The organism is Kitasatospora sp. NPDC127060 (assembly GCF_042724935.1).
Taxonomy (GTDB): Bacteria; Actinomycetota; Actinomycetes; order Streptomycetales; family Streptomycetaceae; genus Kitasatospora.
Map to the genome: position 1 here is coordinate 1 of NZ_JBHXEG010000107.1, position 26,178 is coordinate 26,178.

Sequence of the window (26,178 nt, forward strand, 5' to 3'; positions counted from 1 at the left end):
GGCACCACCCACCCTCCCGAAAGCCCACCCCCCAACCAACAGCCCCCCGCAGCGGAAAACACCGACGGGGCGGCGACCAAACCGGTCACCGCCCCGCCGAACCGCCGATTCAGACCGCCGGCACCGGGAACGTCGGGAACTCAACCCCCGAGATGTACTGCACGACCCGAACGACCTGGCACGAGTACCCGAACTCGTTGTCGTACCACAGGTAGAGAATCGCGTTGTCCCCGTCGACCTTGGTCGCCCCGGCGTCCACGATCGAGGCGTGCCGCGACCCGATGAAGTCGCTGGACACCGCGTCGGGCGAGTCGATGAAGTCGATCTGCCGCTTCAGCGGCGAGGTCAGCGAGATGTTCCGCAGGTAGTCGAGGACCTCCTCGCGGTCGGTCTCCCGCTTGAGCTGCAGGTTGAGGATCGCGATGGACACGTCCGGAACCGGCACGCGGATCGAGCTGCCGGTGATCTTCGCCTTGAGGTCCGGCAGAGCCTTGGCGACGGCCGAGGCGGCACCGGTCTCGGTGATCACCATGTTCAGCGGCGCCGAGCGGCCACGACGGTCGGCCTTGTGGTAGTTGTCCAGCAGGTTCTGGTCGTTGGTGAACGAGTGGACGGTCTCCACGTGGCCGCGCACCACGCCGTACTCGTCCTCCATCGCCTTCAGCGGCGGGACGATGGCGTTGGTGGTGCAGGAGGCGCAGGAGATGATCTGCTCGTCCGGCTTGATCATGTCGTGGTTGACGCCGTGCACGATGTTCGGGACGTCGCCCTTGCCCGGGGCGGTCAGCACGACCTTGGCGATGCCGGGGCGCAGGTGCTTGGACAGGCCCTCGCGGTCACGCCACCTGCCGGTGTTGTCGATCAGGATCGCGTCCTTGATCCCGTACTCCGTGTAGTCGACCTCGCTCGGGTCGTTGGAGTAGATCACCGTGATCTCGTTGCCGTTGACGACGATCTTGTTGTTCGCCTCGTCGACGGTGATGGTGCCCTGGAACTGGCCGTGGATCGAGTCCCGGCGCAGCAGCGAGGCCCGCTTGACCAGGTCGTCGCCACCACCGTTGCGCACCACGATCGCCTTGAGCCGCAGGCCGTTGCCCGAGGCCTTCTCGATCAGCAGCCGGGCGACCAGCCGGCCGATGCGGCCGAACCCGTACAGCACGACGTCCTGCGCGGACCGGCGCTCCAGCTTGTTCGCACCGGTGGCACCGGCGACCGCCTGAGCGGTGAACTCCGCCACCGACAGGCCGTGGTCGTCCGCCCGGTAGGTCGAGGCGAGCATCCCGAGGTCGATCTGCGAGGGGCCGAGGTCCAGGGTGGTGAGCGCCTGCAGGAACGGCATGGTCTCGGTGACCGAGAGCTCCTCGCCGGCTATCTGCCGGGCGAAGCGGTGCGTCTTGAGGATGCTGACCACCGACTTGTTCACCAGGGAACGGCTGTGGAGCAGGACCGTGACGTCCTTCTCCCGGTGCAGCCGCCCGATGATCGGGATCATCGACTCCGCGATCTCCTCGCGGTTCTTCCAGTCCGTGAACACGTCGTCGTTGACAGTCACAAGTCCATCTTTCGAGCTGAGGGTGTTGCCCACATGGTAGCTTCGCCCGCCCGCGCCCCAACGGCCGGTCCCTCCCCCGCCGCTCCGGTCCGCCGCTCCGACCTGCGCTTTCCCCCACCACCCCACCCCCAAAGGTGATCACCGCCACCCCTCGCCCCATCTCTCGGCCCCTCGCTCGCCCCCTCGCTCACCCCATCTCTCGCCCCCTCGCTCGCCCCCTCGCTCGCCCACCCCTCACCCGCCGCCCGCCCCACCACCCCGGCCGCGAAAGCGGCCGTCCGCACCCCGGCGGGAGTGATCATCGGGGCCAGTACAGTGAAGGCCACCGGACCGAGGCGTGAGGGGGCCCGCGTGGCGACGCTGGGGATGCACCGGGACTTCCTGATGGAGTTCGCGGCGCTGGAGAAGTCGGTGCAGCGGCGGGTCTTCGAGACCTTCGAGAAGTTCACCGGGACGACCCACGCCGGCACCCACCTGGAGAAGCTCACCAACCAGCGGGACCCGCGGATCCGGACCATACGGATCACCGACTTCTGGCGCGGCGTCGTCCTCAAGGCCGACCGCGGCGACGGCTACCTGCTGCTGAAGGTCCTCCCCCACGACAAGGCCAACGACTGGGCCGTCAAGCACCGCGCCTCCGTGAACGCCGCCACCCAGGGCGTCGAGATCCGCAACGACGTCGCCCTGGAACGCGCTTCCGCGTCGCTGCGCGCCCTGGGCTCGGACGAGCCCGAGCGGCTCTTCGCCGACCGCTCGGACAAGGTGCTGCGCAGCCTGGGCATCGACGAGGAGATCCTGCCGATCATCCGGCTGCTGCCCGACGAGGCACACCTGGAGGCGCTCCACCGGGTGCTCCCGGAGCAGCAGTTCGACGTGCTGATCGGGCTCGCCAGCGGGATGGAGCCGGCCGAGATCGACCGCGAGATCGTCCAGGCGTACGCGCGGGCGGCGGCCCCCGTGAGCACCGCCCGGCCCGGAGACGGACTGGTCTCGGCGATGGCCCACGCGCGCGGCCGGGTCGCCCTGGTGGACGGGCCGGAGGAGTTGCAGGAGATCCTGGAGCGGCCGTTCGACGCCTGGCGGATCTTCCTGCACCCGGCGCAGTACCGGGTCGCCTACCGGGGCTCGTACAACGGGCCGGCCCGGGTCACCGGCGGCCCCGGGACGGGCAAGACCGTGGTGGCCCTGCACCGGGCCTACCACCTGGCCCGCCGACTGCCGCCGGACGCCCCGGACGGCTCGGTGCTGCTCACCACCTTCAGCACGGACCTCGCCGCGGAGCTGGAACGCTGCCTGACCCTCCTGGTCACCGACCGGCGGATCCGGGCGAAGGTCCGGGTGGTCACCGTCGACGCGCTGGCGAACGAGGTGCTGCGCCGCACCCGCCGCGGCGCTCCGCTCAGGGTCGTCTCCAACCAACGTGCGGTGCTGGCCCGTTGGGGCCGGGTCGGGCGGCGGCTCGGGGTCGACTTCAGTGACGTCTTCCTGGACCAGGAGTGGCGCCAGGTCGTCCTGGCCCAGGCCATCGAGGGCCGCGAGCAGTACCTGAAGACCCCGCGCTCCGGCCGGGGTACGGCGCTGGGCCCCCTGCAGCGGGCCCAACTCTGGCGCGCGGTGGCCGCGTTCGAGCAGGACCTGCGGCAGGCCGGCGAGATCACCTTCCTCCAGGTCTGCGCGCGGGCCGCGCGGGCGCTCGACGAACGGGACGACCGCCCGTTCCGGCACGTGGTCGTCGACGAGGCGCAGGACCTGCACCCGGCCCAGTGGCGCTTCCTGCGCGCGCTGGTCGCGCCCGGACCGGACGACCTCTTCCTGGCCGGCGACCCCCATCAGCGGATCTACGGGCACCAGGTCTCGCTGCGCTCGCTCGGGATCCAGGTGGTCGGACGCTCCGCCCGGCTGCGGATCAACTACCGCACCACCCAGGAGATCCTCAGCTGGTCCGCGTCCCTGCTCACCGGCGAACGCCCGGACGACCTGGACGGCGGCGAGGACTCCCTGGTCGGCTACCACTCGACCCTGCACGGCGCCCACCCCGAGGCGCGCGGCCACGCCGACAAGGCCGAGGAGATCCGGGCCGTGGTCGCCCGGGTCGCGGAGTGGATCGCCTCGGGTATCGGCCCGGACGACATCGGCGTCGCCGCCCGGACCGCCCAGTTCGGCCGAGAGATCGCCAAAGCCCTGGAGCAGGCCGGGACTTCGGCCCACGTGCTGGGCGACGCGCCCTCCCCCGGGGTGCGGATCGGCACCATGCACCGGATGAAGGGACTGGAGTTCCGCTGCGTCGCCGTGGTCGGCGTCAGCGACGGCCTGGTGCCCATGCGCGCCGCGCTCACGCCGGAGTCCACCGATCCGCAACAGCACCGCGAGGACCTCAGCGGCGAGCTCAACCTGCTGTTCGTGGCCTGCACCCGGGCCCGGGAGGCGCTCGCGGTGTCCTGGCACGGCACTCCCAGCCCCTTCCTCGAACCCGTCGTCCCGGCGGCCCTGCCGGGGCGGGTCTGAGGATTCCCGCCGAGGATTTGCCGGGGGTTCGGCGGGGTGGGGTAATGAGAGGCGACCGGTGTTTGGGCGTTCCCTCAGAGACCCGGGAGCTTGCGATGAGCGGTGGGCCGGAACCGATCAGTGCCGAGGGGCTGCATGCCGTGCGGGAGGAGCTGGCGCAGCTGCGGGTGGAGCGGGGGGAGGTGGCCGCGACGCTGAGCGGGCAGGAGCCGGTGGGTGACCGGGCTGATGCGGCGGACGAGTTGCAGCGGGCGTCCGAGGTGACCCGGTTGGACCGGCGGATCGCCGAGCTGGAGGGGCGGCTGCGGGAGGCCGAGGTGGCCGGGGCGCCGTCCACGGACGTGATCGGGGTGGGGTCGACGGTCACGGTGCGGTTCTCGGACGGCGAGGAGGAGACCGTCGAGATCTCCGAGCTGGCCGAGGAGCGGGAGCTGACCCTGGTGACGTACGACAGCCCGCTCGGGAGGGCGCTGCTGGGCCGGCACGCCGGGGAGACGGTGAACTACGAGACGCCGGGCGGCGCGGCGAGCGCGGTGGTGCTGGCGGTGGGGGACGGCGGGTAGCCGAGGCCGACCAACCGAACCTGCCGGACCCGTCCAACCCGTCCAACCCATCCAACCCGTCGAACCTGCCGGACCTGCCGGACCCGCCCGCGCCGAGCCGACCGCGACGCGCGAGGATGCATCCGTACAGACCGGCGCTACAGGCAGGAGCCGACGACGATGGGCCGAGTGACCGTACCGCGCAGGGTGCTCCGGCTGCGCGGGGGCGTGCCCTCGCACCGACCCGACACCCTGGCCGCCGAGGAGCCGATGGAGATCCGGGTCGGCGGCCGTCCGCTGACCGTGACGATGCGCACCCCGGGCAGCGACTTCGACCTCGCGGCCGGCTTCCTGGTCAGCGAGGGTGTGCTGCACGCCGCCGACCAACTGGCCGGGATCCGCTACTGCGCGGGGGCGACGGCCGACGGCGGCAACACCTACAACGTGGTGGACGTGGTGCTGGCCGCCGGGGTGCCCGCCCCGGACGCGTCGCTGGAGCGCAACTTCTACACCACCTCCTCCTGCGGCCTCTGCGGCAAGGCCAGCCTGGACGCGGTGCGCACCACCGCGCCGTGGAGCGTCGCCGGGGACGGCCTGCGGGTCACCCCCGCGCTGCTGGCCGCGCTGCCCGAGCGGCTGCGCGCCGCCCAGAAGGTCTTCGACAGCACCGGCGGCCTGCACGCGGCGGGGCTGTTCGACGCCGAGGGGCGGCTGCTCTGCCTGCGCGAGGACGTCGGCCGGCACAACGCGGTGGACAAGGTGGTGGGCCACGCACTGCGCGAGGGCCTGCTGCCGGCCCGCGGCACGGTGCTGATGGTCAGCGGCCGGGCCTCCTTCGAGCTGGTCCAGAAAGCCGTGATGGCCGGCATCCCGGTGCTCGCCGCCGTCTCCGCGCCCTCCTCGCTGGCGGTGGACCTGGCCGAGGAGACCGGACTGACCCTGGTCGGCTTCCTGCGCGGCGACTCGATGAACGTCTACACCCGCACGGACCGGATCGACACCGCTCAGGAAGCCGGCACCGCTCAGGAAGCCGGCACCGCTCAGGAAGCCGGCACCGCTCAGGAAGCCGGCACCGCTCAGGAAGCCGAGTAGCTGCTCCTCCGCACCCGCTGGGCGCCCAAGAGCCGGTGACCAAGGGCTGGGGTCAGTCGGCGGATCTCGCCGGGCGCGCGACGCCGGACAGACCCTAGTCGGAGGGCTGGGGCGTCCATCGGTGCAGGCCCTTGCGGTCGTAGTAGCGGGTCATCCCGAAGCCGAAGGCCAGGGCGAGCGCCACCCCCACGGCGATCATGGTCCAGCCGCGGGCCAGTCCGGCGTCCGAGCGCGCGTCGAAGAAGAGGATCGCCCGGATGCCGTCGCTGAGCTGCCGCATCGGCTCGAAGACGCCGAGGAAGCGGTAGAAGCCGGGCACCGCCTGCAGCGGGACGGTCGCCCCGGAGGACGGCAGGGCCAGCGCGATGAACACGAACATGGACACCAGCTGCCCGATCCCGCCGAACGCGGCGTTGATCGCCTGCACCCCGAGGCCGACGGCCAGGCTCGCGCAGTAGGCGAACACCCACAGCAGCGCCGGGTGCGGGGCGTCCATGCCGAGCACGCCGGCCGTGCAGAGCAGCACCAGGGAGGTGGTGACCAGCATGATCCCGGCGGTCATCACCATCTTGAGCAGCAGGGTCTGGGTGCGGCTGATCGGGACGGTCGGGCGCCGGGTGTGCCAGGGGCCGATCTCGCTGTCGCTGTAGCCGAGCGCGCCGTCGACGCCGTTGTGGATGATGTTGCCGCCGATGAAGCCGGTCAGGACGGCGAGCAGGGCGTAGTAGAAGGCGCTCAGGCCGAGTCCGCTGTGGCTGCCGATCGGGTGGCCGACCTGGGTGGTGACGGCGAACGGGTCGGCGAGCAGCAGCCGGGCGGTGGCACCGGTGTCCGGGCCCTTGGTGCCGGCGGCCGGTACGGCGGCCAGCAGCTGCTTCCCGGCCGCGACCGAGGCCTGGTGGGCGGCGTTCTGGGCGATCTGGGCGGCGATCGAGGAGCCGAGGCTGCCCAGTCCGGGGTTGGTGAGGACGGTGAGGGTGGGCCGCCCGGTGGCTCCGCCGGTGGCGAGCCGGGTGACGCTCGCGGTGAGGTCGGCGGGGACCAGCAGCACGCCGTAGACCTTGCCGGAGGCGAGCAGGTCGCGGGCACCGGCCTCGTCGGCCTGCCTCCAGTGGACGGTGTCGCCGGGGGTGCCCGCGATCACCGCGCGGGTCAGCTGGGTGCCGAGGTTGACCGGCTGGCCCGCCGGCGGCGGGGCCTGGTCGGCGTTGACCAGGGCGATCGGCAGCCGGTGCAGGTGCCCCATCGGGTTGACGATGCCGCCCAGGTAGAGCAGCGAGAGCAGCACGGCCACCAGGGAGCACAGCACGCCGGGGAAGAGCCAGAGCTTGGGCCGCCGGGCGAGGGTGAGCGCCCTCGCCTTCCGGGGAGCCTCCTGGGAACTTGCGGTCGCCATGCCACCCCTCGGGTTCGGGCACGGGCCGGGGCCGCGCCGCTGCCGGTACGGCGGGAAGTCGTTCCGTGGTCGCGCGGCGGTCAAACCCGTGTCACCCGGTCGGCGGCCACCACCGCGCGAAGGGGGCCTGCCGCCGAGTCCTTCCACCACCCGAGCCCGCTGCTGGCCCGGAGCCGGAAAGCGGGGGCGGGAGCGGGAAGCGGGGGCGGGAAGCGGGAGCGGGAAGCGGAGCCGGGAAGCGGGGGCGGCTTCGTAGGGGAAGTCGGCCGGTCCGACTTCCTACGCGGGGCGCGTCCCGTCCAGGTAGGCCAGCACCGCCAGGACCCGGCGGTTGTCGTCGTCCGAGGCACCCAGGGCCAGCTTGGCGAAGATGCTGGAGGTGTGCTTGCTGACCGCGCCCTCGCTGAAGTGCAGCCGCTGGGCGATCGCCGCGTTGGAGCGGCCCTCGGCCATCATCGCGAGGACGTCCCGCTCGCGCGGGGTGAGCATGGCGAGCGGTTCGTCGTAGGCGTTGCGGGCGAGCAGCCGGGTGATGACCTGGGGGTCCATGACGGTGCCACCGGCCGCGACGGTGTGCACGGCGTCCACGAACTGGTCCGCCTTGGAGACCCGGTCCTTGAGCAGGTAGCCGACGCCGCCCGCACCATCGGCGATCAGCTCCCGGGCGTAGAGCTGCTCGACGTGCTGGGAGAGCACCAGCACCGGCAGGCCGGGCTGCTCCCGGCGGGCGGCCAGTGCGACCTGCAGCCCCTCGTCGGAGTACGTCGGCGGCAGCCGGACGTCCACCACCGCGATGTCCGGCCGGTGTTCGGCGAGGGCGGCGGCCAGTTCCGGACCGCTCTCCACGGCGGCGACGATGTCGTGCCCGTGGGCGCTCAGCAGGAGTTCCAGTCCGTCCCTCAGCAGGACGAGGTCCTCGGCGAGGACAACACGCACGGCAGCTCCATGATCAGCCTGGTCGGGCCCCCCGGGGGGCTGGTCAGCGTGAGCGTACCGTCGAACACCGCCAGCCTGCGCTGGATGCCCCGCAGGCCACTGCCCCCGGCCGGGTCCGCGCCGCCCCGGCCGTCGTCGGCCACCTCGGCGCGCAGCAGCCCGGCGGCGTGGCTGAGTTCCACCGTGGCGTGCCGGGCGTCGCCGTGCTTCACCGCGTTGGTGAGCGCCTCGCTGACCACGAAGTACACCGCCGACTCCACCGGCGCCTCGGCCCGGCCCGGCAGTTCGGCCCGGACCTCCACCTGCAGCGGCACGTCCAGCGCCAGCGCCCGGATGCCCTCCGCCAGGCCGCGTTCGGCGAGCACCGGCGGGTGGATGCCGCGCACCAGGTCCCGCAGCTCCTGGAGGGCCTGGGTGACGTTCTCCTGCGCGTCCGTCACCACCTGCTTGGCCTTCTCCGGATCGCGGTCGATCAACGGCACCACCGCGCCGAGCCGCAGGCTGACCGCGACCAGCCGGGCCTGGGCGCCGTCGTGCAGGTCCCGTTCGATCCGGCGCAGTTCGGCGGCCTGGGCCTCGGTGGCGTCCAGCCGGATCTCGGTGAGCTGCTCCACCCGCTGGGCCAGCCGGGACTTCTCGGTGGGGCCGAGCAGGGAGCGGGTCCACCGGCCGTGCAGGTGCAGCGTGGGCCCGGCGAGGGCGAGGCCGGCCGCCACCAGAGGCAGGCCGATGAGCGGGCCGAGCAGCCCGGGCAGCGGCAACAGGCCGTAGCCGAGGCCGGGTTCGGGCAGCACTGGCTGCGCCAACCCGTACAGGCCGTAGCCGGACAGCAGCACCGGCCCGGCCGCGAGACCGCCGCCGACCAGCGGATCGACGAGCACCCAGCCGGCGTCCCGCCAGGTCGCCGGGTCGTTCCAGAGCCAGCGGAACTTGAGTGCGTAGCCCGCGAACCAGCGGTTCTTGTGGTAGTCGTGGCCGGTCCAGAACCAGCCGTGCAGGGTGCGTTCCAGCGCCGGGCGCGGCACGTACGGCACCGGTACGGGCACCTGCGACCAGTGGCCGGCGGCCCACCGGGCGGCCCCGGCCAGCGAGCGGACCACCCGGGTCACCGCCGGGAACAGCGGGACCATCCCGAGGCAGCCCCAGAGCAGGAACGAGACCAGGTAGAGCACGGCCAGCACCGCGCCGACCGGGACGAGCAGCGTGAGGACGGCCAGGCGCCCGAGCGCGCGGGCGGCGGTGCGCAGCGCCTCGGCGCCTCGGGACTGCGGGGTGCTCACGGGGCCTCCGGTCGGGTCGGGTGCGGGACGACGATCATGATGGCATTCGGGTCGGGGCGCCGGGTTCGGGGGCCTGCAACGGGCCTCCCTCAGCTGCCCGTTGCGGAGTCGTGCGCGGGGTGCCCGGCATGCCCTGGGCGCCCGGGGTGCTCCGCCGCGTGCTCGGCGGCCTGCCCCGCCGCGTGCTCGGCGCGGATCAGCCGGTACACCCCGACGAAGCAGACCGTGCCCAACGGGATGAAACCGGACGCCACCGGCACCCGCCACGCCTGCGGCAGGTACAGCGCCGGGAACCAGCTCCGGTTCGCCGGTGCGAGCAGCGCCGTCGCCAGCCCGATCTTCTTGCGCACGCCGGTGGAGTAGTCGACCACCGGCGTGTGCCCGGCCCCGTCCAGCCCCAGCACCGCCAGCAGCTCCCCGGTCCGGGCGTCCACCCTCGCGGCCGGCAGCCCGCGCAACCGGCCCGGGTAGTGCGGCCAGCCGCAACGCCGGCGCCTCCCCCGCGTCCCGCACGACGCCCTCCCCGCTTCCGCCCCACGGCCACCCACTCCGGGCGGCTCGTGATCGAATCTAGGGACGGCGGGCCGGCGGCAGAATCCAGTTGCACCCCGACCCGGGGTGGGCCTGGCCCCACCCTTGACCCACGGCCGACGTCAGCCCACCCGGACGGTGCACGGGCGCCCGGTCTGCTGCGGCCCGCCGGGTTCGCCCACCGCGCGAAGATCGCCGGACAGCACGACGGCCGCCCCGCCCCCTCCGGCCGACCGTCGGATCGCCCCCGAAGATTGCCCCGGTGACACCCCGTGTGATCACCCTGCTTCTCCGAGTAAGGTCCAGCCACGGCCGGGCGTCACCGGGGACGCCCGCTGCGGACCGAGGAGTGCGACCGTGCCCGACCAGGACCGGCAGCCAGGCCAGTTCGAGCACCTCCGGCCACGGATGAGGGCCCTCGCGTATCCGCTGCTGGGCTCGCACGCTGAGGCCGGGGAGGCCGTGCGGGAGGTGTGGGTCAGGCTCGGGCGGATCAATCCGGAGGAGGTGGCGGACCTCGCGGCGTGGCTGACCACGGTGACCGCCCGGGTCTGTCTGAGTCGGCTGGAGTCGCGCGGCGCGGGGACGGAGGGGCGGGGTGGGGGGCGGCTGCCGGACGTGGTGGTGGGGCGGGCGGGTGCGGCGGCGCCGGGCGGGTCGGTCGGGCTCGCGCTGCTGGTCGCGCTGGAGGAGCTGGCCCCCGCCGAGCGGGTCGCGCTGGTGCTGCACGACGTGTTCGGTCTGCACGTCGACCAGATCGCGACCGCCCTCGACCGGAGCACCGCGGACACCCGCAAGCTCGCCGAGCGGGCCCGCCGCCGGACGCAGGGGGCCCGGGAGGCGGATGCCGACGGCAGCCCGGCCGTCCGCCGCCGGCTGGTCGAGGCCTTCGGTACGGCGCTGCGGGACGGCGACCCGGCGGCGCTGACGGCCGTCCTGGAGCCGGAGGCGGAGCTGCGCGCGGACGGCGGGCGCCCGCTCCCCGCCGCCACGGCGGTGTTCCGCGGCGCCCAGCGGGTGGCGGAGCGCGCCGTGACGCTCCGCCAGGGCGGGCCGGCGTTCACCCCGGTGCTGGTCAACGGCGCCCCGGGCGCCCTGCTCACCCGGGACGGCGGGCCGGTCGCGCTGCTGGGCCTGGCCGTCCGGGCGGGCCGGATCAGCCGGGCGTACGTCCTGCTGGACCCGGACCGGCTGGCCGCGATCGACGTCGCGGGGCTCGCGCCTTAGGGGTTGTCCGCGGTGTCCAGACGGTGCGGATCGCGGTGGCGGTCCGCTCGTCCACGCTGGTGCCGAAGGCCGTCGCGCCGAGGCACGGCGCGCTGACCCGTGGTCCGTCAACTCCCGAGCGGCGGTGCGGCCTTCGTTCGTCCTCCCCGGGGGGGCGTGACGGCTCGACCGTAGGCACTCCGCCGGGCCGCCGCGAGCACGACTCCCGCGCAGCCGCTGCCCAGCAGGGCGCCGGCCAGGACGTCGCCCGGGTAGTGGACGCCGGTGTGCACCCGGGAGTAGCCGACGGCGCAGGCGAGGAGTCCGAGCGGGACGGCGGTGGCGGGCAGGAGGGTGCCGACGGCGGTGGTCAGGGCGAAGGCCGAGGCGGTGTGTCCGGAGGGGAAGGAGGCCGAGACCGGCATCGGCACCTGGCGCCCCACGACGACCCGCGCGGCCTCGCGGTCCGGGCGGGGGCGGCGGACGAGCTGCTTGCCGAGGATGTTGGCGCTGAAGGAGGCGAGGGCGACGGCGGCCGCGCCGACCGCTCCGGCGCGGCGGTACCGGCCGGGGACGAGGGCGAGGGCCGCCGCGATGGAGAGGTTGATCTTCGAGTGGTCGGCGGCCCGGGAGAGCGTGCGCAGGGCGGTGTCGAGGGTGGGGGTGGGGGTGGCGGCGACGGCGGCGTAGACGGCGCCGTCGAGCGCGGCGAGGTCGCGCAGGACGGGGGCGGTCACCGGCGGCCACCGGTTCCGGCGGAGGGCGCCGCGGAGTCCGCCCGGGAGAGGGCCAGGCGCGTGACGTCTCGCCAGTCCAGCCGGCGGGAGCGGGCCTGCTGGTCCGGGTCGGCGCCGGGGCGCTCGCGCGGGACGCGGACCCGCAGAGCCCGGTGGTCCACGGTGCAGACGACCGGGGTGGGCAGGGTCAGGGCCTCGCCGTCGACGGCGACCGGGATCTCCGGAGCGTCGGCGTCGACGGTGACCCGGCGGGCCGCCAGCAGGGTCAGTCCACCGGCCCGCTCGCCGAGCAGGGCGAGTTCGGCGGCCTGGGCGGCGCCGTCCACGCGGATGCCGAGCACGCCGAGGACGCCCGCGTCCAGCCGGGGGCGGCGGCCGAGGTCGACCGGGTTGGGGGCGGCGTAGGGGTTGTTGCTGATGAGCAGGGCCTGCGGGGCGTCGATGCGGTGGTCGTCGGCCCGGGCGGTGAGGTTGCGGCCGGCGTCGCCGAGCAGCAGGTCGGGCAGGGTGTCCAGGGCGGTGGCGGTCTTGGCGTCGCGGTACTGGGGGCGCTGCACGATCTCCGCGTAGGCGCCGAAGGAGACGGTGTTGACGAAGGTCCGGTCGCCGACCCGGCCCAGGTCGACGGTGAGTTCGACGCCGTCGCGCAGCGCATCGAGGCAGGTGGCGGGGTCGTTGCGGTCGAGGCCGAGGTCCATCGCGAAGTGGTTGCGGGTGCCGGCCGAGACGACCAGGAACGGCAGGCCGTGTTCGGCGGCGACGGCCGCGACCAGGGCCTGGGTGCCGTCACCACCGGCCACGCCGAGCAGGTCGGCGCCCTCGGCGATGGCCCGGCGGGCGAGTTCGGCGACGTCCTGCGGCGCGGCGGGGTCGAGCAGCACCACCCGGGCGCCCAGGTCCTCGGCCCGCCGGACCAGGTCGAAGCGTTCGACCTTTCCGCCGCCGGACTTCGGGTTCATGATCAGGACTGGCTGCCGCGGCGGCGGGGTCTCCCGCACCGGCATCGGCCGCGGTGGCCGGGCGGCGCGCAGCGCGGCGCGGGCGACGGCGAGCGCGGCGAGCCACAGGGCCACTGCGACCACCGTGAGCAGCAGCACCTCGGCGCTGTAGGCGAGCACCAGAACGGCGACCGGTGCGCCGAGGGCCAGGACCACCCCGAGCACGCGCGCGAGGGCCCGTCGGGTGATCGTCCACCAGGCGCCGACGGCGGCCACCGCCAGCCCGACGAGTTCGGCGAGCAGCACCAGCAGCCCGTGCGGGCCGGCGAACGCGAGCACCACGACGGCCGCCACCGCGCACAGCAGGGCGGTCCGTGCCAGTCGGCGCGGCCTGCGCCCGTCCGTCACTCGTACCATCGACCCGCCCTCGTCCATTCGGCCGCTCCGGTTCGGTTCGTCGGATTCGGTGTGCCGGGGTTCTCACTGGTTCACGCCGGTTCGCTTCGTTCGGTCACCGTAACCCGGAGTGGCCGTCGGGGGCACGGCGAACGGAGTACCGGCCGGCAGGGGCGGGGGCCGTCGGTACGGCGAAGGGCCACCTCCGCCGGTGGCGGAGGCGGCCCCGAGAGGCGGCCCGGAGAGATGGCCCGGAGAGATGGCCCCGGGAGACAGGCCGGGGAGGTGTCAGGCCTTGACGCGCAGCACGAACTTGCCGGTGGAGTCGCGACCTTCGAGGATCTCGTGGGCCTTCACCGCGTCCTCCAGGGCGAGTTCGGTGGTCTCGATCCGGACGGCCCCGGTGACGAGCTGGCGGGCGGCCTCCACCAGGTGGCCGTGGACCAGGTCGGGCTGCTGGTCGGCGAGGCCGCCGATGTTGTAGCCGGCCACCGTCTTGGCGGTGTACCACATCTGGTTGGCCTCGTAGGTGTGGTCCTGCTGCGAGGCGTTGCCGAAGACCACGTGACGGCCGAGCGGAGCCAGCAGGTCCAGCGCCTTGGCGCGGACCGGGCCGCCGATGGAGTCCAGCAGGATGTCGACGCCGCGGCCGCCGGTCAGCTCCGGGATGCGCTGCTCCAGCTCGTCGTAGGTGAGCACCTCGTCGTAGCCGAACTTCTCCTTGGCGAACGCGGCCTTGTCGGCGGTGCTCACCGCGCCGTAGACGGCACCGGCGCCCAGGTTGCGGGCGATCTGGGCGGCGCCGCTGCCCACGCCGCCGGCGCCGGCCAGCACCAGGACGCTCTCGCCCTCGCGGACCCGGGCCACGTCGTGCAGGATCGCCCAGGAGACCGGCAGGTTGCAGGGGAAGGCGGCGGCGACCGGCGCGGGGATGGCGTCCAGCTCGCCGTCGAGGGCGACGGTCAGCCGCTCGCGGGCCACCGCGACCTCGGCGTAGCCGCCACCGGCCAGGGTGATCGCGGAGACGCGCTGGCCGGGGCGCAGACTGGTCACGCCCTCGCCGACGGCGCGGACGGTGCCGGTGACCTCCAGGCCGGGGACGTGCGGGGTGCCGGGCTGGAACTGGCCGCGGCGGAACATCACCTCGGCGAAGTTGACGCCCGCGTACTCGACGTCGATCGACACCTCGCCCGCTCCGGGCTCGGGGATCTCCACGTCGACGAGGGTCAGGACCTCGGGGCCGCCGTAGCTGTCGAAACGAATGGCGCGCATGGAAAGCCTCCTGGCTGCTGTGCTGTCGAGCTGCTGCTGGACTACTGCTTGGACTGGTGCTGCGTGGACTGCTGCTGCTGGACTACTTCTTGAATCGCTGCATGAACCGCTGCGTGGACTGCTGCCGTTGAACCGTCGGGCGGACGAGCCACGCGGTCGTTCGGGGGGGCGCCCGCCCGGGCCGGGGGGACCCGGGCGGGCGCGGGGAGGGGTGGTCGGTCAGTGCCGGGCCGCGACCCGGCCGAGGCCGGGCAGCCGGCTCCAGCCCTCGCGGTCGGCGTGCTCGGTGAGCACCGGGTCCTCGCCCACCACCGTCGGGTGGCCGACGAGCCGGAGCAGGTCGAGGTCGGAGGAGTGGTCGCCGTAGGCGTGGCACCGCGCCGGGTCGTAGCCGTTGAGGTGGAGCAGTTCGCGGGCGGCGGCGGCCTTGGCCGCGCCGATCATCGGCTGCTCCAGTTCGCCGGTGAGGATCCCGTCGGCCACCAGCGGGCGGCTGCACAGGATCGTGTCGGCGGCGACGTGCCGGGCGATCGGGTCCAGGCAGCCGGGGAAGGACCCGGAGACCAGGACGGTGTGGTGGCCCTGTTCGGTGTGGTGCCGGAAGGCGGCCAGGGCGGGGGCGTGGAAGAGCTCCCCCGCCGTGCTGCGCCGCCGGAACCACTCCTCGCCCTGGTCGGCGAGTTCGGCCTCCCGGACGCCGGCGAACAGCCGGTAGTACGCCCGGTTGACCTCCTCGCGCGGCACGCCCTGCTCCGCCAGTCGGCGCAGCGCGCCGTGGTCCCGTGCGTAGTCGGACTCCGGCCTGCCCTCGACCTGGTACCGGAAGGCCAGGAAGTCGAACATGCTCTTGACGGTGATCAAGGTCTCGTCGACGTCGAAGAAGGCCGCGGGGCCGATCGGGAGGGTCACTGGGTGCTCCTGGTGTTCGTCATGGCGTCCGGGTGCGGTCGGTACGGTCAGCGCGAGCCGGCGCCGGCCAGCTCGCCCTCGTGCTCCTGCGCGCCGTCACGCTCCTGCTCGCCGTCGCGCTCCTGCTCGGTACGGGCGAGCCGGACCTGCTCGACGGTGCGGGCCGCGCGCTTGCCCTCCTTCTGCGAGATGAGGTCGCTCTCGAAGGCGGTGAACTCGACCCGGGAGAGCGAGGCGCGGGCGCCGCCCTGGTTGACGGCGATCTCGACGCCGAAGGAGAGCCGCTCGGGGTTGTCGATGCTCGCGCTGAGGATCTCGTAGTCGACGGTGGCGTCCAGCGGGAACAGGAAGTTCTCGAAGTCCGTGTCGAAGCTCTTGATCACGTAGTAGTACTGCCGCTCCGGCCAGGCCGAGGCGTAGAACCGCTCGGTGACGGCCAGGAACATCTGGCGCGCCGCCTCGATGATGATCATGCCCTGGATGTGCTGGCCCGTGGTGTGGTCCAGGAGCAGTTCGTTGTCGTTGTCCAGTCTCAGGTCCGCCTGGTAGCGGAGTGCGTCGATCTGGCGCAGGCCGGCGATCAGGACGTTCTGCTGGCGGTGCTTGTGCGCCTCGTCCCGGAAGGCCAGGCTCGGCATCAGTTCGGGCACCGAGATCCGGTCGCCCGCGCCGTAACGGGTGATCTCACGGGCCACCCAGTCCCACTCGTAGGAGCTCATGCCCTGGCCGTTGATGAGCGTCAGGCGGAGCTCGGGGTCACTGTAGCGCCCCGCCTGCAGCTCCTTGACGAACCCTCCGGCGGTGGCCACGCCCTCGTTCGCAGCAAGCGCCCCGAAGCGGTCGCCGACCAGGTACAGAACCTCGGTCCGATGCGTCATGTCAATGCCCCCATCACATGAAGTGCGCGTGCCGCGCGTCTCTGACCAGGCAACAAGGCCCGGATAACAGTCCCCTCCCGCCTTCCTGACGGGAAGCCAGACGGCAGGACAGTATCAGCATTCGTAGACAGCTTACGACCCTGTTTCAGATCAAGACTTACTCAAGAATCCCGATCCTGGACGACCGACCGCCTTGACGCCCTACTCGGCGAGCCTATAGCGTCCCCTGTCATGAGTAAGGACCCTGATACCGAACAGGGTTCTTGCTGCCAATCGAACTCATCGACACCTTCGACATCGGAGTCATCGACCCATGAAGAGCTACCCACGCACCACGCTCGCCGCGGTGTGCATCGCCGGCGGGCTGCTCCCCGCCTCGCTCACCGGCGCCTCGGTGGCCCTGCCGAAGATCGCCACCGACCTGGGCGCCGGCCTCGGACCGCTCCAGTGGGTGGTCAACGGCTACAACCTGACCTTCGCCAGCTTCATGCTCGCCTGCGGCGCCATCGCCGACCTGGTCGGCCGCCGCAGAATGCTGGGCATCGGCATCACCCTCTTCGGCCTCTGCTCCCTGGTCAGCGGCCTGAGCAGCAACATCTACCTGCTGGACGGCGCCCGCCTGCTGGCCGGTGCGGCCGCCGCCGCGGTGCTCACCGCCGGCAGCGCCGTGCTCGCCACCACCTTCTCCGGCCCCGCCCAGGCCAAGGCCTTCGGCGTCCTCGGATCCTCCTTCGGCGTCGGACTCGCGCTCGGCCCCTCCACCTCCGGCCTGCTGGTCTCCTCCTTCGGCTGGCGCTCGGTCTTCCTGCTGCACGCGGCGATCGACCTGGCGCTGCTGCTGGCCCTGCCGCGCATCGCCGAGTCCCGTGACCCGGGCGCCCGCGGCGTCGACTGGGGCGGCACCGTCACCTTCACCACCAGCCTCGCGCTGGTCACCCTCGCCATGGTCGAGGGCCCCCAGCAGGGCTGGACCAGCCCCGTCGTGCTCGGCCTGCTGGCCGGCTTCGTGCTGCTGCTCGCGCTCTTCGTCCTGGTCGAACTGCGCCAGGAGCGCCCGATGTTCGACATGACCCTGTTCACCCAGGGCCGCTTCGTCGCGATCTGCTTCGTCCCTGTCGCGCTCGCCTTCGGCTTCGTCTGCCTGCTGGTCTTCCTGCCCTCCTACTTCATGGGCGCCAACCGCTTCAGCAGCTCCGAGGCCGGCGCCGTGATGCTGCTGCTCACCGCCCCGGTGCTGGTCTTCCCGATCATCGCCGGGCGCCTCGCCCAGAAGATCTCCGTCCGCACCCTGCTGGCCGTCAGCCTGCTGCTGGTCGCCGGTGGCGCCGCCTGGCTCACCACCATCCACCCCGGCATCGGCGTGGCCGGTCTGATCGGCCCGTTCCTGATCATCGGCACCGGCGTCGGCATCTCCTTCGGCCTGCTGGACGGCGCCGCGATCGGTTCCGTCCCGCCGGAGCGCGCCGGTATGGCCGCGGGCATGTTCAACACCATGCGGCTGGCCAGCGAGGCCATCGCCATCGCCGGCATGGGCTCGGTGCTGGTCAGCCTGGTCAGCTCCAACGTCTCCAAGGACCTCGGCTCCTACGGCAGCGGCTTCACCGGCAACCCGGACGGCCTGGCCGCCAAGGTCGCCCAGGGCAACCTCGCCGACCCGGAGTCCGGCGTCGCCGCGGCCGGCCGCGAGGCCTTCCACACCTTCCTCGCCGACGGCTACACCGACGCGCTGCGCACCGTGCTGTGGATCCTGGCCGGCGTCGCCGCACTCAGCGCACCGCTGATCGCCGTGATGCTCCGCGACCGCAAGGCCGCCGCGTCGGCCGCGGTGACCGCCCCGGAGGCCGAGCAGGCCCCCGAGCCGGTCGGCGCCGGGCGCTGACCCCGACGCAGCCGGCCAGACCCGACCAGCCAGACCCGAGCGACCGGTCCGGGAGGGGCGCGGTGAACCCGCCGCCCCGCCCGGACCGCTCCGCCTTCGGCCTCCTCCGAACCCGCCGAACCCTCCGAAACACCGGCTGACCCTCCGACCGCTCCCCGCATCCCGCATCCCGCATCCCGCATCCCGAAGGAAGAGATCATGCACAACCGCCAACTCGGCCCCACCGGCCTCGCCGTCGGGGCCATCGGCCTCGGCTGCATGGGGATGACCGCCTTCTACACCACCGGCGGCTACGACGAGGCCGCCTCCGTCGAGGTGGTCCACCGCGCCCTCGACCAGGGCATCACCCTGATCGACACCGCCGACGTCTACGGCCCGTTCACCAACGAGGAGTTGCTCGGCCGCGCGCTGGCCGACCGCCGCGAGCGCGCCGTGCTGGCCACCAAGGTCGGGCTGGTCATGGAGCCGGACCGGCCGATGTACCGCAACGGCCGCCCCGAGCACATCCACGCCTCGATCCGCGCCTCACTCAAGCGCCTCGGCACCGACCACGTCGACCTGTACTACCTGCACCGGGTGGACCCGGACGTCCCGCTGGCCGAGTCCTGGGGCGCGATGGCCGAGCTGGTCGAGGCCGGCCTGGTCCGCGGCATCGGCCTGTCCGAGGTCGGCATCGAGGAGCTGGAGACCGCTCAGACCGTCCACCCGGTCGCCGCCGTGCAGACCGAACTGTCGCTGTGGAGCCGGGAGGCGCTCGCCGACGTGCTGCCCTGGTGCTCGGCCCACGGCGCCGCCTTCGTCCCGTACTCCCCGCTCGGCCGCGGCTTCCTCACCGGCGGCTACACCAGTCCGGACGCCTTCGCCCCGGACGACTACCGCACCGCCAACCCGCGCTTCGCCCGGGAGGCCTTCGCCGCGAACCTCGCCATCGTCGAGACGCTGCGACGGGTCGCCGACCGGCACGGCGCCACCCCGGGGCAGGTCGCACTGGCCTGGACCCTCGCCCAGGGCGAGCAGGTCGTCCCGATCCCCGGCACCAAGCGCCCCGGCCACCTCGCCGAGAACGCCGGCGCCGCCGACCTGCGGCTGTCCGACGCCGACCTCACCGAGCTGGACTCCGCCCCGGCGCCGGTCGGCTCGCGGTACTGACTTCCCGTCACCATTCAGCCACCGCAGAGCTCCACGACTCCACGGCTCCAGGGCTCCACGGCTCCACGACCGACCGAACGCACTCACCACACCGCACCACACCCATCACGAGGAGAGACCTTCCATGGCACAGCAGCGCACCCTGGGCACCGCCGGCCCCGCCGTCGGCCCGATCGGCTTGGGCTGCATGGGGATGAACTGGGTGTACACCTCCCAGCTGCAGAGCGCCGAGGAGTCGATCGGCGCCATCCGGCACGCCGTCGACCGCGGCGTCACCCTGCTCGACACCGCCGACCTCTACGGCCCCTTCACCAACGAGGAGTTGCTCGGCGAGGCGCTCCGCGGCGGCCTGCGCGAGCGCGTGGTGGTCGCCACCAAGGGCGGCCTGAAGGCCGGCCCGGACTCCCACCTCGGCTCGGTACAGGTGGCCGCCGACGGCCGGCCCGAGCACCTGCGCGCCGCGGTGGAGGGCTCGCTGCGACGGCTGGGCACCGACCGGATCGACCTCTACTACCTGCACCGGGTCGACCCGCGGATCCCGCTGGCGGAGAGCTGGGGCGCCCTGGCCGAACTCCAGCAGGCGGGCAAGATCGTGCAGTTGGGGCTCTCCGAGGTCTCCGCGGCGCAGCTGGACGAGGCGCACGCGATCGCCCCGGTCGGCGCGGTGCAGTCCGAGCTGTCGGTGTGGAGCCGCGACCCCCTGGCCGAGGTGCTGCCCTGGTGCGCCGCCCACGGCGCCGCCTTCGTGCCGTTCTCCCCGCTCGGCCGAGGCTTCCTGGCCGGCCGCTTCGACGGCGGGAACGCCCCTGACCAGGATGACTTCCGAGCCCGGCTGCCGCGCTTCCAGGAGGAGGCGCGCCAGCAGAACCTGCGGATCGCGGACGGCATCCGGGAGATCGCCGCGCGGCACGGGGCCACCCCCGCCCAGGTCGCGCTGGCTTGGACACTGGCCCAGGGCGAGCACGTGGTGCCGATCCCGGGCAGCACCCGCCGGATCCACATCGAGCAGAACGCGGCGGCCGCCGAGGTGCAGCTGAACAGCACCGATCTGGCTGAATTGGACTCCCTCCCGGCCCCGGTCGGAACCCGCTACTGACCTTCCCCGCAGACGAGTTCGTTTTCGGAGTTGTAACTCAGGGCTCTACAAAGTATTAAAGTCCTGAGTAGCAGTTCAGGTTCCCACCACCGAGGAGGCCCCGTGGCTCCCACCGACCAGGACGTGCCCTCCCGAAGGCTGGGGCACCTCCTCAAGCAGTGCGAGCAGACCATGATGGCCGCGCGCGGCCGGGCGCTGCGCACGGTCGGCCTCACCGTGCCGCAGTACCTCACCCTGCGGGTCCTCGCCGAACACCCGGACGCCTCCGGGGCGCAGCTGGCCCGGCACTGCCTGGTCACCCCTCAGACCATGGCCACCCGGCTCGCCTCCCTGGAGGCGCGCGGACTGGTCCGCCGACAGGTCTCCTCGGTCCACTCGCACGTGTTCACCGCGCGTCTGACCGAGGAGGGGCGGACGCTGGCGGTCCGGGGAGAGGCGGCCGAACACACCGCCGAACAGCGGTTGGTCAGCTCGTTCCTGGCGGAGGAAGTGGTGGTGTTCCGCTCGTTGCTCGGGCGCGCCGTGGCGGCGGTGACCGCCCCGGGCGCCGACCCGGTCGGCGCGAATCAGTTTCGTACGTAGCGACTGATCAGCCCACTGATGTACCTTAAAGTCCGAATAATCCGCAGCGGGGGGCAGCCAGGGATGCGATCACTGTGACCGAAAACAGTTCCAACCAGCCGAACTCGGCGCCACTCGACTTCCACGACCGCCTGGGCCATGCCATCAAGCGGGCCGAGCAGGCGCTGATCGGCGAGAAGACCCGCGCGCTGCGCACCGTCGACCTGACGGTCCCGCAGTACGTCACCCTGCTCGTGCTCCAGCAGTCCTCCGGGATGTCCGGGGCCCAGCTGGCCCGGGAGTGCATGGTCACGCCGCAGACCATGACGACGATCCTGACCAACCTGGAGAACAAGGGCCTCATCACCCGTGAGACATCGAGCGTGCACCAGAAGGTGCTGGTGGCCAAGCTCACCCGCTCCGGCCGTGCGCTGTCGAAGAAGGCCGACACGCTGGCCCGCGGGGTGGAGAAGCGGCTCACCGACGCCTTCGACGACAACGAGCAGGCGCAGCTGCGTCAGCTGCTGGAGCGCTCGGCGGCGGCACTGCGCAAGACCGACTGAGTCGTACGGCACCGACACAGCACCGGGCGGAAGGCCGCCCCCTGGACGCCCGATCACCACCCGGGGCGCCGAGGGGGCGGCCTTTCCCATGTCCGGGCCCGGCTCGCCCGACCCCGCGTCTCATGCTTCGGACACAGTCTATAGATCACCCATTCATTAATATCGCGATACTAGCTAAGGCATTGACCTAAGTCAGGCCTCTGATACTCTATCGATCATGCAGACAGCGCAGGAGCACGCGTCGTCCACCGGCATCCTCGGCACCGGGTCCTACCTGCCCGCGAACGCCGTCGACAACACCCTGATCGGCTCCCGGGCCGGCGTGACCGCCGAGTGGATCCACCGCAAGACCGGCATCACCGAACGGCGCTACGTCGCCGCCGGCGAGGCCACCTCCGACCTCGCCGCCCACGCCGCCCGGGCCGCCCTGGGCAACGCCGGGATCCGCCCCGGCCAGCTCGACCACATCGTGGTGGCCACCTCCACGCCCGACCACCCGCAGCCCGCCACCGCCGCCATCGTGCAGGACCTCATCGGCGCCGAGCAGGCCGCCGCCTTCGACCTCAACTCGGTCTGCAGCGGCTTCGCCTTCGCCCTGCACACCGCCCACCGTCTGATCGCCGACGGCGGCCACGCCCTGGTGATCGGCGCCGACGTCTACTCCCGGATCATCGACCCCGCCGACCGCCGCACCGCCGTCCTGTTCGGCGACGGTGCCGGCGCCGTGGTGCTCGGCCCCGTCCCGGACGGCTACGGCATCCACACCTCCCGGCTGGAGACCCACGGCGGCCTCCACCGCACCATCCGGGTGCCGGCCGGCGGCAGCCGCCGCCCCGCCTCCGTCGAGAGCCTCGCCGAGGGCGCCCACTGGTTCGCGATGGACGGCCGGGCCGTCCGCGACTTCGTCATCGACCAACTGCCGCTCTCCATCAAGGAACTGCTCCGCCAGGCCGACCGTACCGGCGCCGAGGTCGACCACTTCGTGCCGCACCAGGCCAACGGCCGGATGCTGGCCGACATCCTGCCCTCGCTCGGCCTGGAGCGCGCCCGCACCCACCTGACCGTCGCCGAGTACGGCAACACCGGCGCCGCGTCCATCCCGATCACCCTCGACGCCGCCAACCGGTCCGGCGAACTGCGCGACGGCGACCTGGTGCTGCTCTCCGGCTTCGGCGGCGGCATGTCGATCGGCAGCAGCCTGCTGCGCTGGCACCGCGCCTGAGCCACGGCCCGTTCCAGCCACCGCGCCCGTTCCAGCCATCTCACCCGAGCCGCCTCGCGATCGAGCCACCGCCGAGCCACCGCCGAGCCACCGCCGAGCCACCGCGAGTTTCAGCCACCCGCGCCCGAACCGCAGCGCCGCCCGCACGCCGGCGTGCGGCCCGGCCCACGCCCCCGCCCACGCCCACGCCCCGTACGAGCACGAGAGAAGAGACGTGACCAGCAGCGCCGACCCCACCGCCCCCCGCCCCACCGGCAGACGGCCCGTACTGATCGTCGGCGCCGGCCCGGTCGGGCTCACCTCCGCGGCCGAACTGCTGCGCCGCGGCGTCGACATCGAGGTCGTCGACCGCGCCCCCGCGCCCTCCCCGCTCAGCAAGGCCCTGCTGGTGTGGCCGCGCACCCTGGAGGTGCTGCGCCGGCTCGCCGACCCGGCCGCGACCGCCGCCCGCAGCCTGCCCGTCGACGCCTTCCACTACTACTCCGAGGGCCGCCCGATCGCCACGCTCGACCTGACCGGTCGCGCCCAGCCGGTGATCCTCCCCCAGCCCGAGATCGAGGACCTCCTCGGCGAGGCCGTCACCCGCCTCGGCGGCCGGGTCGAGCGCGGCACCGCGCTCATCGCCCTGGAACAGCGCCCGGACCACGTGGTCGCCGTGCTGCGCGACGCCGACGGCACCGAGCACAGCGACGAGTACGCGTACGTGCTCGGCTGCGACGGCGCCGGCAGCACCGTCCGGGAGCTGCTCGGCCTCAGCTTCGACGGCCTCACCTACCCCAACACCTTCATGCTGGTCGACGCCTACGTGGACGGCCCGCTCAAGCACGACGCCGCCCACTACTTCTGCTCCTCGCGCGGCGTACTGGTGATCATCGGACTGCCCGGTGGCCGCTCCCGGGTCTTCACCTCGCTCCCGCCCGGCCTCGCCCCAGAGGACGCCACCCTGGAGCTGATGCAGCAGGCCGTCGACGAGCGCGGCCCCGGCGGCCTCACCCTCCGCGACCCGGCCTGGACCAGCACCTTCGCGGTGCACGCCCGGCACGTCGAGCGCTACCGCGAGGGCCGGGTGTTCCTGGTCGGCGACGCCGCCCACATCCACAGCCCGGCCGGCGGCCAGGGCCTCAACACCGGCGTCACCGACGCCCAGAACCTCGCCTGGAAGCTCGCCCTGGTCTGGCGCGGCGAAGCCGGCGCGCCGCTGCTCGACAGCTACCACACCGAGCGGACCGAGGTCGCCCGCGCCGTCGTCCGCCAGGCCGACCTGCAGACCCGCGCCTGGCTGCTGCGCAAGCCCGCCCAGGTCACCGCCCGCGACCGGGCCGCCGGGATCGCCTCCCGGCTGGGCCTCTTCGACCTCGACTACATCCCCTGGCTGGCCGGCCTGCGCACCGTCTACGGCCAGCCCCGGGAGACCAGACTGCGCAGCTGGAAGCTCTGGGGCCACCGCTTCGTCCCCGGGGCGCTCACCCCCGACCGGGCGGTCTGGGACCGCCGGCTCGGGCAGCGGCTGCCGCTGCGCGAGGCCCTCTCCGACCTGCGGCACACCCTGCTCGTCGAACTGCCCGGCACCGCCCTGCCGCCGCGGGTCGCCCGGGCCCTGGAGGAGGCCGAGAAGCGCCACCCCGGCCTGCTGGACGTCCGGATCCTCGACACCGCCGGCACCCTCCACGACGACCTGCCTCCCTCACCCGGCGCGCCGGCCCCCACCCGGCCGCGGACCACCCGCGGGTCCGTCGTCCTGGTCCGCCCCGACCAGCACGTCCACACCCGGATCCCGCTGCACGAGACGCACCGGATCCCCGCCCTGCTGGACGAGGCCCTCCACCACCCCGCCCACTGACCCCTCCCCGTTCCCCGCTAAGGACCGCCGATGCGCTTCGACCCACCGCCCCGGATAGCCGCCGTGGTCGACTGGCTCCCCCCGACCACGGACCCGACGGACGCGGCGGTCGCCGGGGGCCGGGTCACCGCCGACAACGCCGCCAAGGACGGCTACCTCGAACTGCCCGTCAGCGAGACGCTGTCGGGCCCCGAGATGGCCGTCCGCGCCGCCGTCAAGGCGATCGGCGAGGCCGGCTGCCCGGCCGAGAGAATCGGCCTGGTCGCCCACGCCTGGATCTACCACCAGGGGCACGACTTCTGGTCCCCCGCCCACTACGTCGCCCAACACGCCGGCGCCGTACGGGCGGTGCCGGTCGGCGTCCAGCAGATGTGCAACGGCGGGGCCGCCGCCGTCGAACTGGCCGCCGTCCGGCTGAGCGCCGACCCCCGGCTCGAACGCGCCCTGGTCACCACCGGCGACCGCTTCGCCGCCCCCGGCTTCGACCGCTGGCAGGGCGACTACGGCGTCTCCTACGGGGACGGCGCCACCGCGCTCGTCCTGGACCGCGCGCACGGCCCGTACCGGCTGCTCGCCGCGCACACCGCCGCCGCCCCCGACCTCGAACTCATGCACCGCGGCCACGACGACTTCTCCGCCGCACCCCGCGCCAACGGCGAGACCGTCGACATCCGGCGCACCAAGAAGGCCTTCCTCGGCGACGGCCGCGGACCGCACTTCGCCGCCACCGCCGGCGACGGCGTGGCCCGGGCCGTCCACGGTGCCCTCGCCGACGCCGGCCTCACCCCCGACGACCCCCGGCTCAGCCACCTGTTGCTCCCCCGGCTCGGCCGCACCGTCCTGGAGACCGCCTACCTCCCGGCCGTCGAACACCTCGGGCTGAGCGGCGTCGAAGTCCTCGACCTCGGCGCCCGCACCGGCCACCTGGGCGCCGGCGACGCCATCGCCGGCCTCGCCCACCTGCACGCCCGCAACCTGCTCGAACCCGGCCGGATCGCCGTCCTGCTGAGCGCCGGCGCCGGCTTCACCTGGACCGCCCTGCTCGTCGCCGCCGACTGACCGGCGAACACCGCCGACCCGGCGACCGTTCACCGGGCGACCAGCCACCGACCGACCCACCCGAGGAATCCGATGTCCCACACCCCCGCCGCCCTCACCCCCGGCACCGTCCTGGTGCTGGTGGACCTCCAGCAGTGGATCGTCAGCCGCCCGGTCACCCCGCTGCCCGGCGCCGCCGTGGTCCGCTCCGCCGCCCGGCTGAAGACCGCCTTCGAGGCCGCCGGCCTGCCCGTCGTCCTGGTCCGCTACGCCCGCATGGACGGCAGCGACGGCGGCCCCGACTCCGCCTTCAACCGCTTCGCCCCCGAGGTCGCCGCCCGCCCCGGCAACGAGGTCGTCACCAAGTACGGCATCGACGCCTTCGCCGGCACCGACCTCGCCGACCGCCTCAACCGCCTCGGCGCCACCGACCTCGTCATCGCCGGCATCGCCACCGAGTACGGCGTCGGCGAAACGGTCCGCACCGCCGTCTCGCTCGGCTACCCCACCACCGTCGTCGAGGACGCCGTCGCCGCCCTCACCCCCCAGGGCCACACCGCCGCCCTCGACACCTTCCGCCGCCTCGGCGTCACCCTCACCCACACCACCCCCCTCCTCACCCCCGCCGCCTGACACCACCGCGGCCGCACGGAACCGCCC

General features: G+C 73.3%; 22 protein-coding genes and 1 pseudogene. 13 read left to right on the forward strand and 10 right to left on the reverse strand.

What is annotated here, in order from left to right; genetic code table 11:
• Window positions 1-109: 109 nt before the first annotated feature.
• Window positions 110-1,552: a glyceraldehyde-3-phosphate dehydrogenase gene (locus tag ACFWIS_RS36640; RefSeq protein ID WP_380461960.1), complete on the reverse strand. Its 1,443-nt coding sequence runs from the start codon at window positions 1,550-1,552 to the stop codon at window positions 110-112.
• A gap of 351 nt (window positions 1,553-1,903) precedes the next feature.
• On the opposite strand from ACFWIS_RS36640, the gene ACFWIS_RS36645 reads away from it, so the two are divergent.
• From ACFWIS_RS36645 to fdhD, 3 genes are all read left to right on the forward strand, one after another.
• Window positions 1,904-4,057, forward strand: coding sequence for a UvrD-helicase domain-containing protein (locus ACFWIS_RS36645; RefSeq protein WP_380461958.1), 2,154 nt, complete (start codon window positions 1,904-1,906; stop codon window positions 4,055-4,057).
• Between the two features lie 95 nt (window positions 4,058-4,152).
• Window positions 4,153-4,620: a GreA/GreB family elongation factor gene (locus ACFWIS_RS36650; RefSeq protein ID WP_380461956.1), complete on the forward strand. Its 468-nt coding sequence runs from the start codon at window positions 4,153-4,155 to the stop codon at window positions 4,618-4,620.
• 159 nt (window positions 4,621-4,779) lie between these two features.
• Window positions 4,780-5,691, forward strand: a complete 912-nt coding sequence (gene fdhD / locus ACFWIS_RS36655) for a formate dehydrogenase accessory sulfurtransferase FdhD (RefSeq protein WP_380461954.1) — start codon at window positions 4,780-4,782, stop codon at window positions 5,689-5,691.
• A 94-nt stretch (window positions 5,692-5,785) separates the two neighbouring features.
• Here the strand turns inward: fdhD and ACFWIS_RS36660 are convergent, their stop codons facing one another.
• From ACFWIS_RS36660 to ACFWIS_RS36675, 4 genes and pseudogenes are all read right to left on the reverse strand, one after another.
• The gene (locus tag ACFWIS_RS36660; protein WP_380461952.1) at window positions 5,786-7,087 is read right to left on the reverse strand and encodes a YhgE/Pip domain-containing protein; all 1,302 of its coding nucleotides are present in this window, start codon (window positions 7,085-7,087) and stop codon (window positions 5,786-5,788) included.
• Window positions 7,088-7,366: 279 nt separating this feature from the next.
• Window positions 7,367-8,023: a response regulator gene (locus ACFWIS_RS36665; protein ID WP_380461950.1), complete on the reverse strand. Its 657-nt coding sequence runs from the start codon at window positions 8,021-8,023 to the stop codon at window positions 7,367-7,369.
• Entirely contained in the window at window positions 7,987-9,303 is a 1,317-nt protein-coding gene (locus tag ACFWIS_RS36670) for a sensor histidine kinase (protein WP_380461948.1), read from the reverse strand. The genes ACFWIS_RS36665 and ACFWIS_RS36670 overlap by 37 nt, the downstream gene beginning before the upstream one ends.
• A gap of 314 nt (window positions 9,304-9,617) precedes the next feature.
• A pseudogene (locus ACFWIS_RS36675) lies at window positions 9,618-9,773 on the reverse strand (ABC transporter ATP-binding protein); the annotation flags it as partial.
• 418 nt (window positions 9,774-10,191) lie between these two features.
• Here ACFWIS_RS36675 and ACFWIS_RS36680 point away from each other — a divergent pair.
• Entirely contained in the window at window positions 10,192-11,061 is an 870-nt protein-coding gene (locus ACFWIS_RS36680; protein ID WP_380461946.1) for a sigma factor-like helix-turn-helix DNA-binding protein, read from the forward strand.
• A gap of 107 nt (window positions 11,062-11,168) precedes the next feature.
• On the opposite strand, the gene ACFWIS_RS36685 is transcribed toward ACFWIS_RS36680, so the two are convergent.
• From ACFWIS_RS36685 to ACFWIS_RS36705, 5 genes are all read right to left on the reverse strand, one after another.
• Window positions 11,169-11,777 carry a phosphatase PAP2 family protein gene (locus tag ACFWIS_RS36685; protein WP_380461944.1) on the reverse strand — a complete coding sequence of 203 codons (609 nt, stop codon included), beginning with the start codon at window positions 11,775-11,777 and terminating at the stop codon, window positions 11,169-11,171.
• Window positions 11,774-13,132: a diacylglycerol/lipid kinase family protein gene (locus tag ACFWIS_RS36690; RefSeq protein ID WP_380461943.1), complete on the reverse strand. Its 1,359-nt coding sequence runs from the start codon at window positions 13,130-13,132 to the stop codon at window positions 11,774-11,776. Before ACFWIS_RS36690 ends, ACFWIS_RS36685 begins: the two co-directional genes overlap by 4 nt.
• A gap of 267 nt (window positions 13,133-13,399) precedes the next feature.
• Window positions 13,400-14,383, reverse strand: coding sequence for a zinc-binding alcohol dehydrogenase family protein (locus ACFWIS_RS36695; RefSeq protein WP_380461941.1), 984 nt, complete (start codon window positions 14,381-14,383; stop codon window positions 13,400-13,402).
• Between the two features lie 219 nt (window positions 14,384-14,602).
• Entirely contained in the window at window positions 14,603-15,292 is a 690-nt protein-coding gene (locus ACFWIS_RS36700; protein ID WP_380461939.1) for an HAD family hydrolase, read from the reverse strand.
• 47 nt (window positions 15,293-15,339) lie between these two features.
• On the reverse strand, window positions 15,340-16,170 hold the full coding sequence (locus ACFWIS_RS36705; protein ID WP_380461937.1) for an AfsA-related hotdog domain-containing protein: 831 nt from the start codon (window positions 16,168-16,170) through the stop codon (window positions 15,340-15,342).
• A gap of 313 nt (window positions 16,171-16,483) precedes the next feature.
• On the opposite strand from ACFWIS_RS36705, the gene ACFWIS_RS36710 reads away from it, so the two are divergent.
• The 9 genes from ACFWIS_RS36710 (at window position 16,484) to ACFWIS_RS36750 (ending at window position 26,151) form a co-directional block, all read left to right on the forward strand.
• The gene (locus ACFWIS_RS36710) at window positions 16,484-18,049 is read left to right on the forward strand and encodes an MFS transporter (RefSeq protein WP_380461935.1); all 1,566 of its coding nucleotides are present in this window, start codon (window positions 16,484-16,486) and stop codon (window positions 18,047-18,049) included.
• Between the two features lie 198 nt (window positions 18,050-18,247).
• Complete coding sequence (locus ACFWIS_RS36715) at window positions 18,248-19,198, forward strand: aldo/keto reductase (RefSeq protein ID WP_380461934.1); 951 nt, start codon at window positions 18,248-18,250, stop codon at window positions 19,196-19,198.
• A 124-nt stretch (window positions 19,199-19,322) separates the two neighbouring features.
• Window positions 19,323-20,294 carry an aldo/keto reductase gene (locus ACFWIS_RS36720; RefSeq protein ID WP_380461933.1) on the forward strand — a complete coding sequence of 324 codons (972 nt, stop codon included), beginning with the start codon at window positions 19,323-19,325 and terminating at the stop codon, window positions 20,292-20,294.
• A 102-nt stretch (window positions 20,295-20,396) separates the two neighbouring features.
• On the forward strand, window positions 20,397-20,876 hold the full coding sequence (locus ACFWIS_RS36725) for a MarR family winged helix-turn-helix transcriptional regulator (RefSeq protein ID WP_380461931.1): 480 nt from the start codon (window positions 20,397-20,399) through the stop codon (window positions 20,874-20,876).
• 74 nt (window positions 20,877-20,950) lie between these two features.
• On the forward strand, window positions 20,951-21,418 hold the full coding sequence (locus tag ACFWIS_RS36730) for a MarR family winged helix-turn-helix transcriptional regulator (RefSeq protein WP_380461929.1): 468 nt from the start codon (window positions 20,951-20,953) through the stop codon (window positions 21,416-21,418).
• A gap of 217 nt (window positions 21,419-21,635) precedes the next feature.
• Window positions 21,636-22,640, forward strand: coding sequence for a 3-oxoacyl-ACP synthase III family protein (locus ACFWIS_RS36735; protein ID WP_380461927.1), 1,005 nt, complete (start codon window positions 21,636-21,638; stop codon window positions 22,638-22,640).
• A gap of 214 nt (window positions 22,641-22,854) precedes the next feature.
• Window positions 22,855-24,480 carry an FAD-dependent monooxygenase gene (locus ACFWIS_RS36740; protein WP_380461925.1) on the forward strand — a complete coding sequence of 542 codons (1,626 nt, stop codon included), beginning with the start codon at window positions 22,855-22,857 and terminating at the stop codon, window positions 24,478-24,480.
• A 30-nt stretch (window positions 24,481-24,510) separates the two neighbouring features.
• Complete coding sequence (locus ACFWIS_RS36745; protein WP_380461923.1) at window positions 24,511-25,539, forward strand: ketoacyl-ACP synthase III family protein; 1,029 nt, start codon at window positions 24,511-24,513, stop codon at window positions 25,537-25,539.
• A 72-nt stretch (window positions 25,540-25,611) separates the two neighbouring features.
• Window positions 25,612-26,151 carry a cysteine hydrolase family protein gene (locus ACFWIS_RS36750; RefSeq protein WP_380461922.1) on the forward strand — a complete coding sequence of 180 codons (540 nt, stop codon included), beginning with the start codon at window positions 25,612-25,614 and terminating at the stop codon, window positions 26,149-26,151.
• Window positions 26,152-26,178 lie beyond the last annotated feature (27 nt).

Bases quoted from the DNA above. Each gene is read 5' to 3' on its own strand.
- ACFWIS_RS36650 (WP_380461956.1), top strand. From the start codon at position 4,153: ATGAGCGGTGGGCCGGAACCGATCAGTGCCGAGGGGCTGCATGCCGTG.
- ACFWIS_RS36660 (WP_380461952.1), bottom strand. From the start codon at position 7,087: ATGGCGACCGCAAGTTCCCAGGAGGCTCCCCGGAAGGCGAGGGCGCTC.
- ACFWIS_RS36735 (WP_380461927.1), top strand. From the start codon at position 21,636: ATGCAGACAGCGCAGGAGCACGCGTCGTCCACCGGCATCCTCGGCACC.
- ACFWIS_RS36705 (WP_380461937.1), bottom strand. From the start codon at position 16,170: ATGACGCATCGGACCGAGGTTCTGTACCTGGTCGGCGACCGCTTCGGG.
- ACFWIS_RS36750 (WP_380461922.1), top strand. From the start codon at position 25,612: ATGTCCCACACCCCCGCCGCCCTCACCCCCGGCACCGTCCTGGTGCTG.
- ACFWIS_RS36715 (WP_380461934.1), top strand. From the start codon at position 18,248: ATGCACAACCGCCAACTCGGCCCCACCGGCCTCGCCGTCGGGGCCATC.
- fdhD (WP_380461954.1), top strand. From the start codon at position 4,780: ATGGGCCGAGTGACCGTACCGCGCAGGGTGCTCCGGCTGCGCGGGGGC.
- ACFWIS_RS36745 (WP_380461923.1), top strand. From the start codon at position 24,511: ATGCGCTTCGACCCACCGCCCCGGATAGCCGCCGTGGTCGACTGGCTC.
- ACFWIS_RS36710 (WP_380461935.1), top strand. From the start codon at position 16,484: ATGAAGAGCTACCCACGCACCACGCTCGCCGCGGTGTGCATCGCCGGC.
- ACFWIS_RS36695 (WP_380461941.1), bottom strand. From the start codon at position 14,383: ATGCGCGCCATTCGTTTCGACAGCTACGGCGGCCCCGAGGTCCTGACC.
- ACFWIS_RS36720 (WP_380461933.1), top strand. From the start codon at position 19,323: ATGGCACAGCAGCGCACCCTGGGCACCGCCGGCCCCGCCGTCGGCCCG.
- ACFWIS_RS36690 (WP_380461943.1), bottom strand. From the start codon at position 13,132: ATGGTACGAGTGACGGACGGGCGCAGGCCGCGCCGACTGGCACGGACC.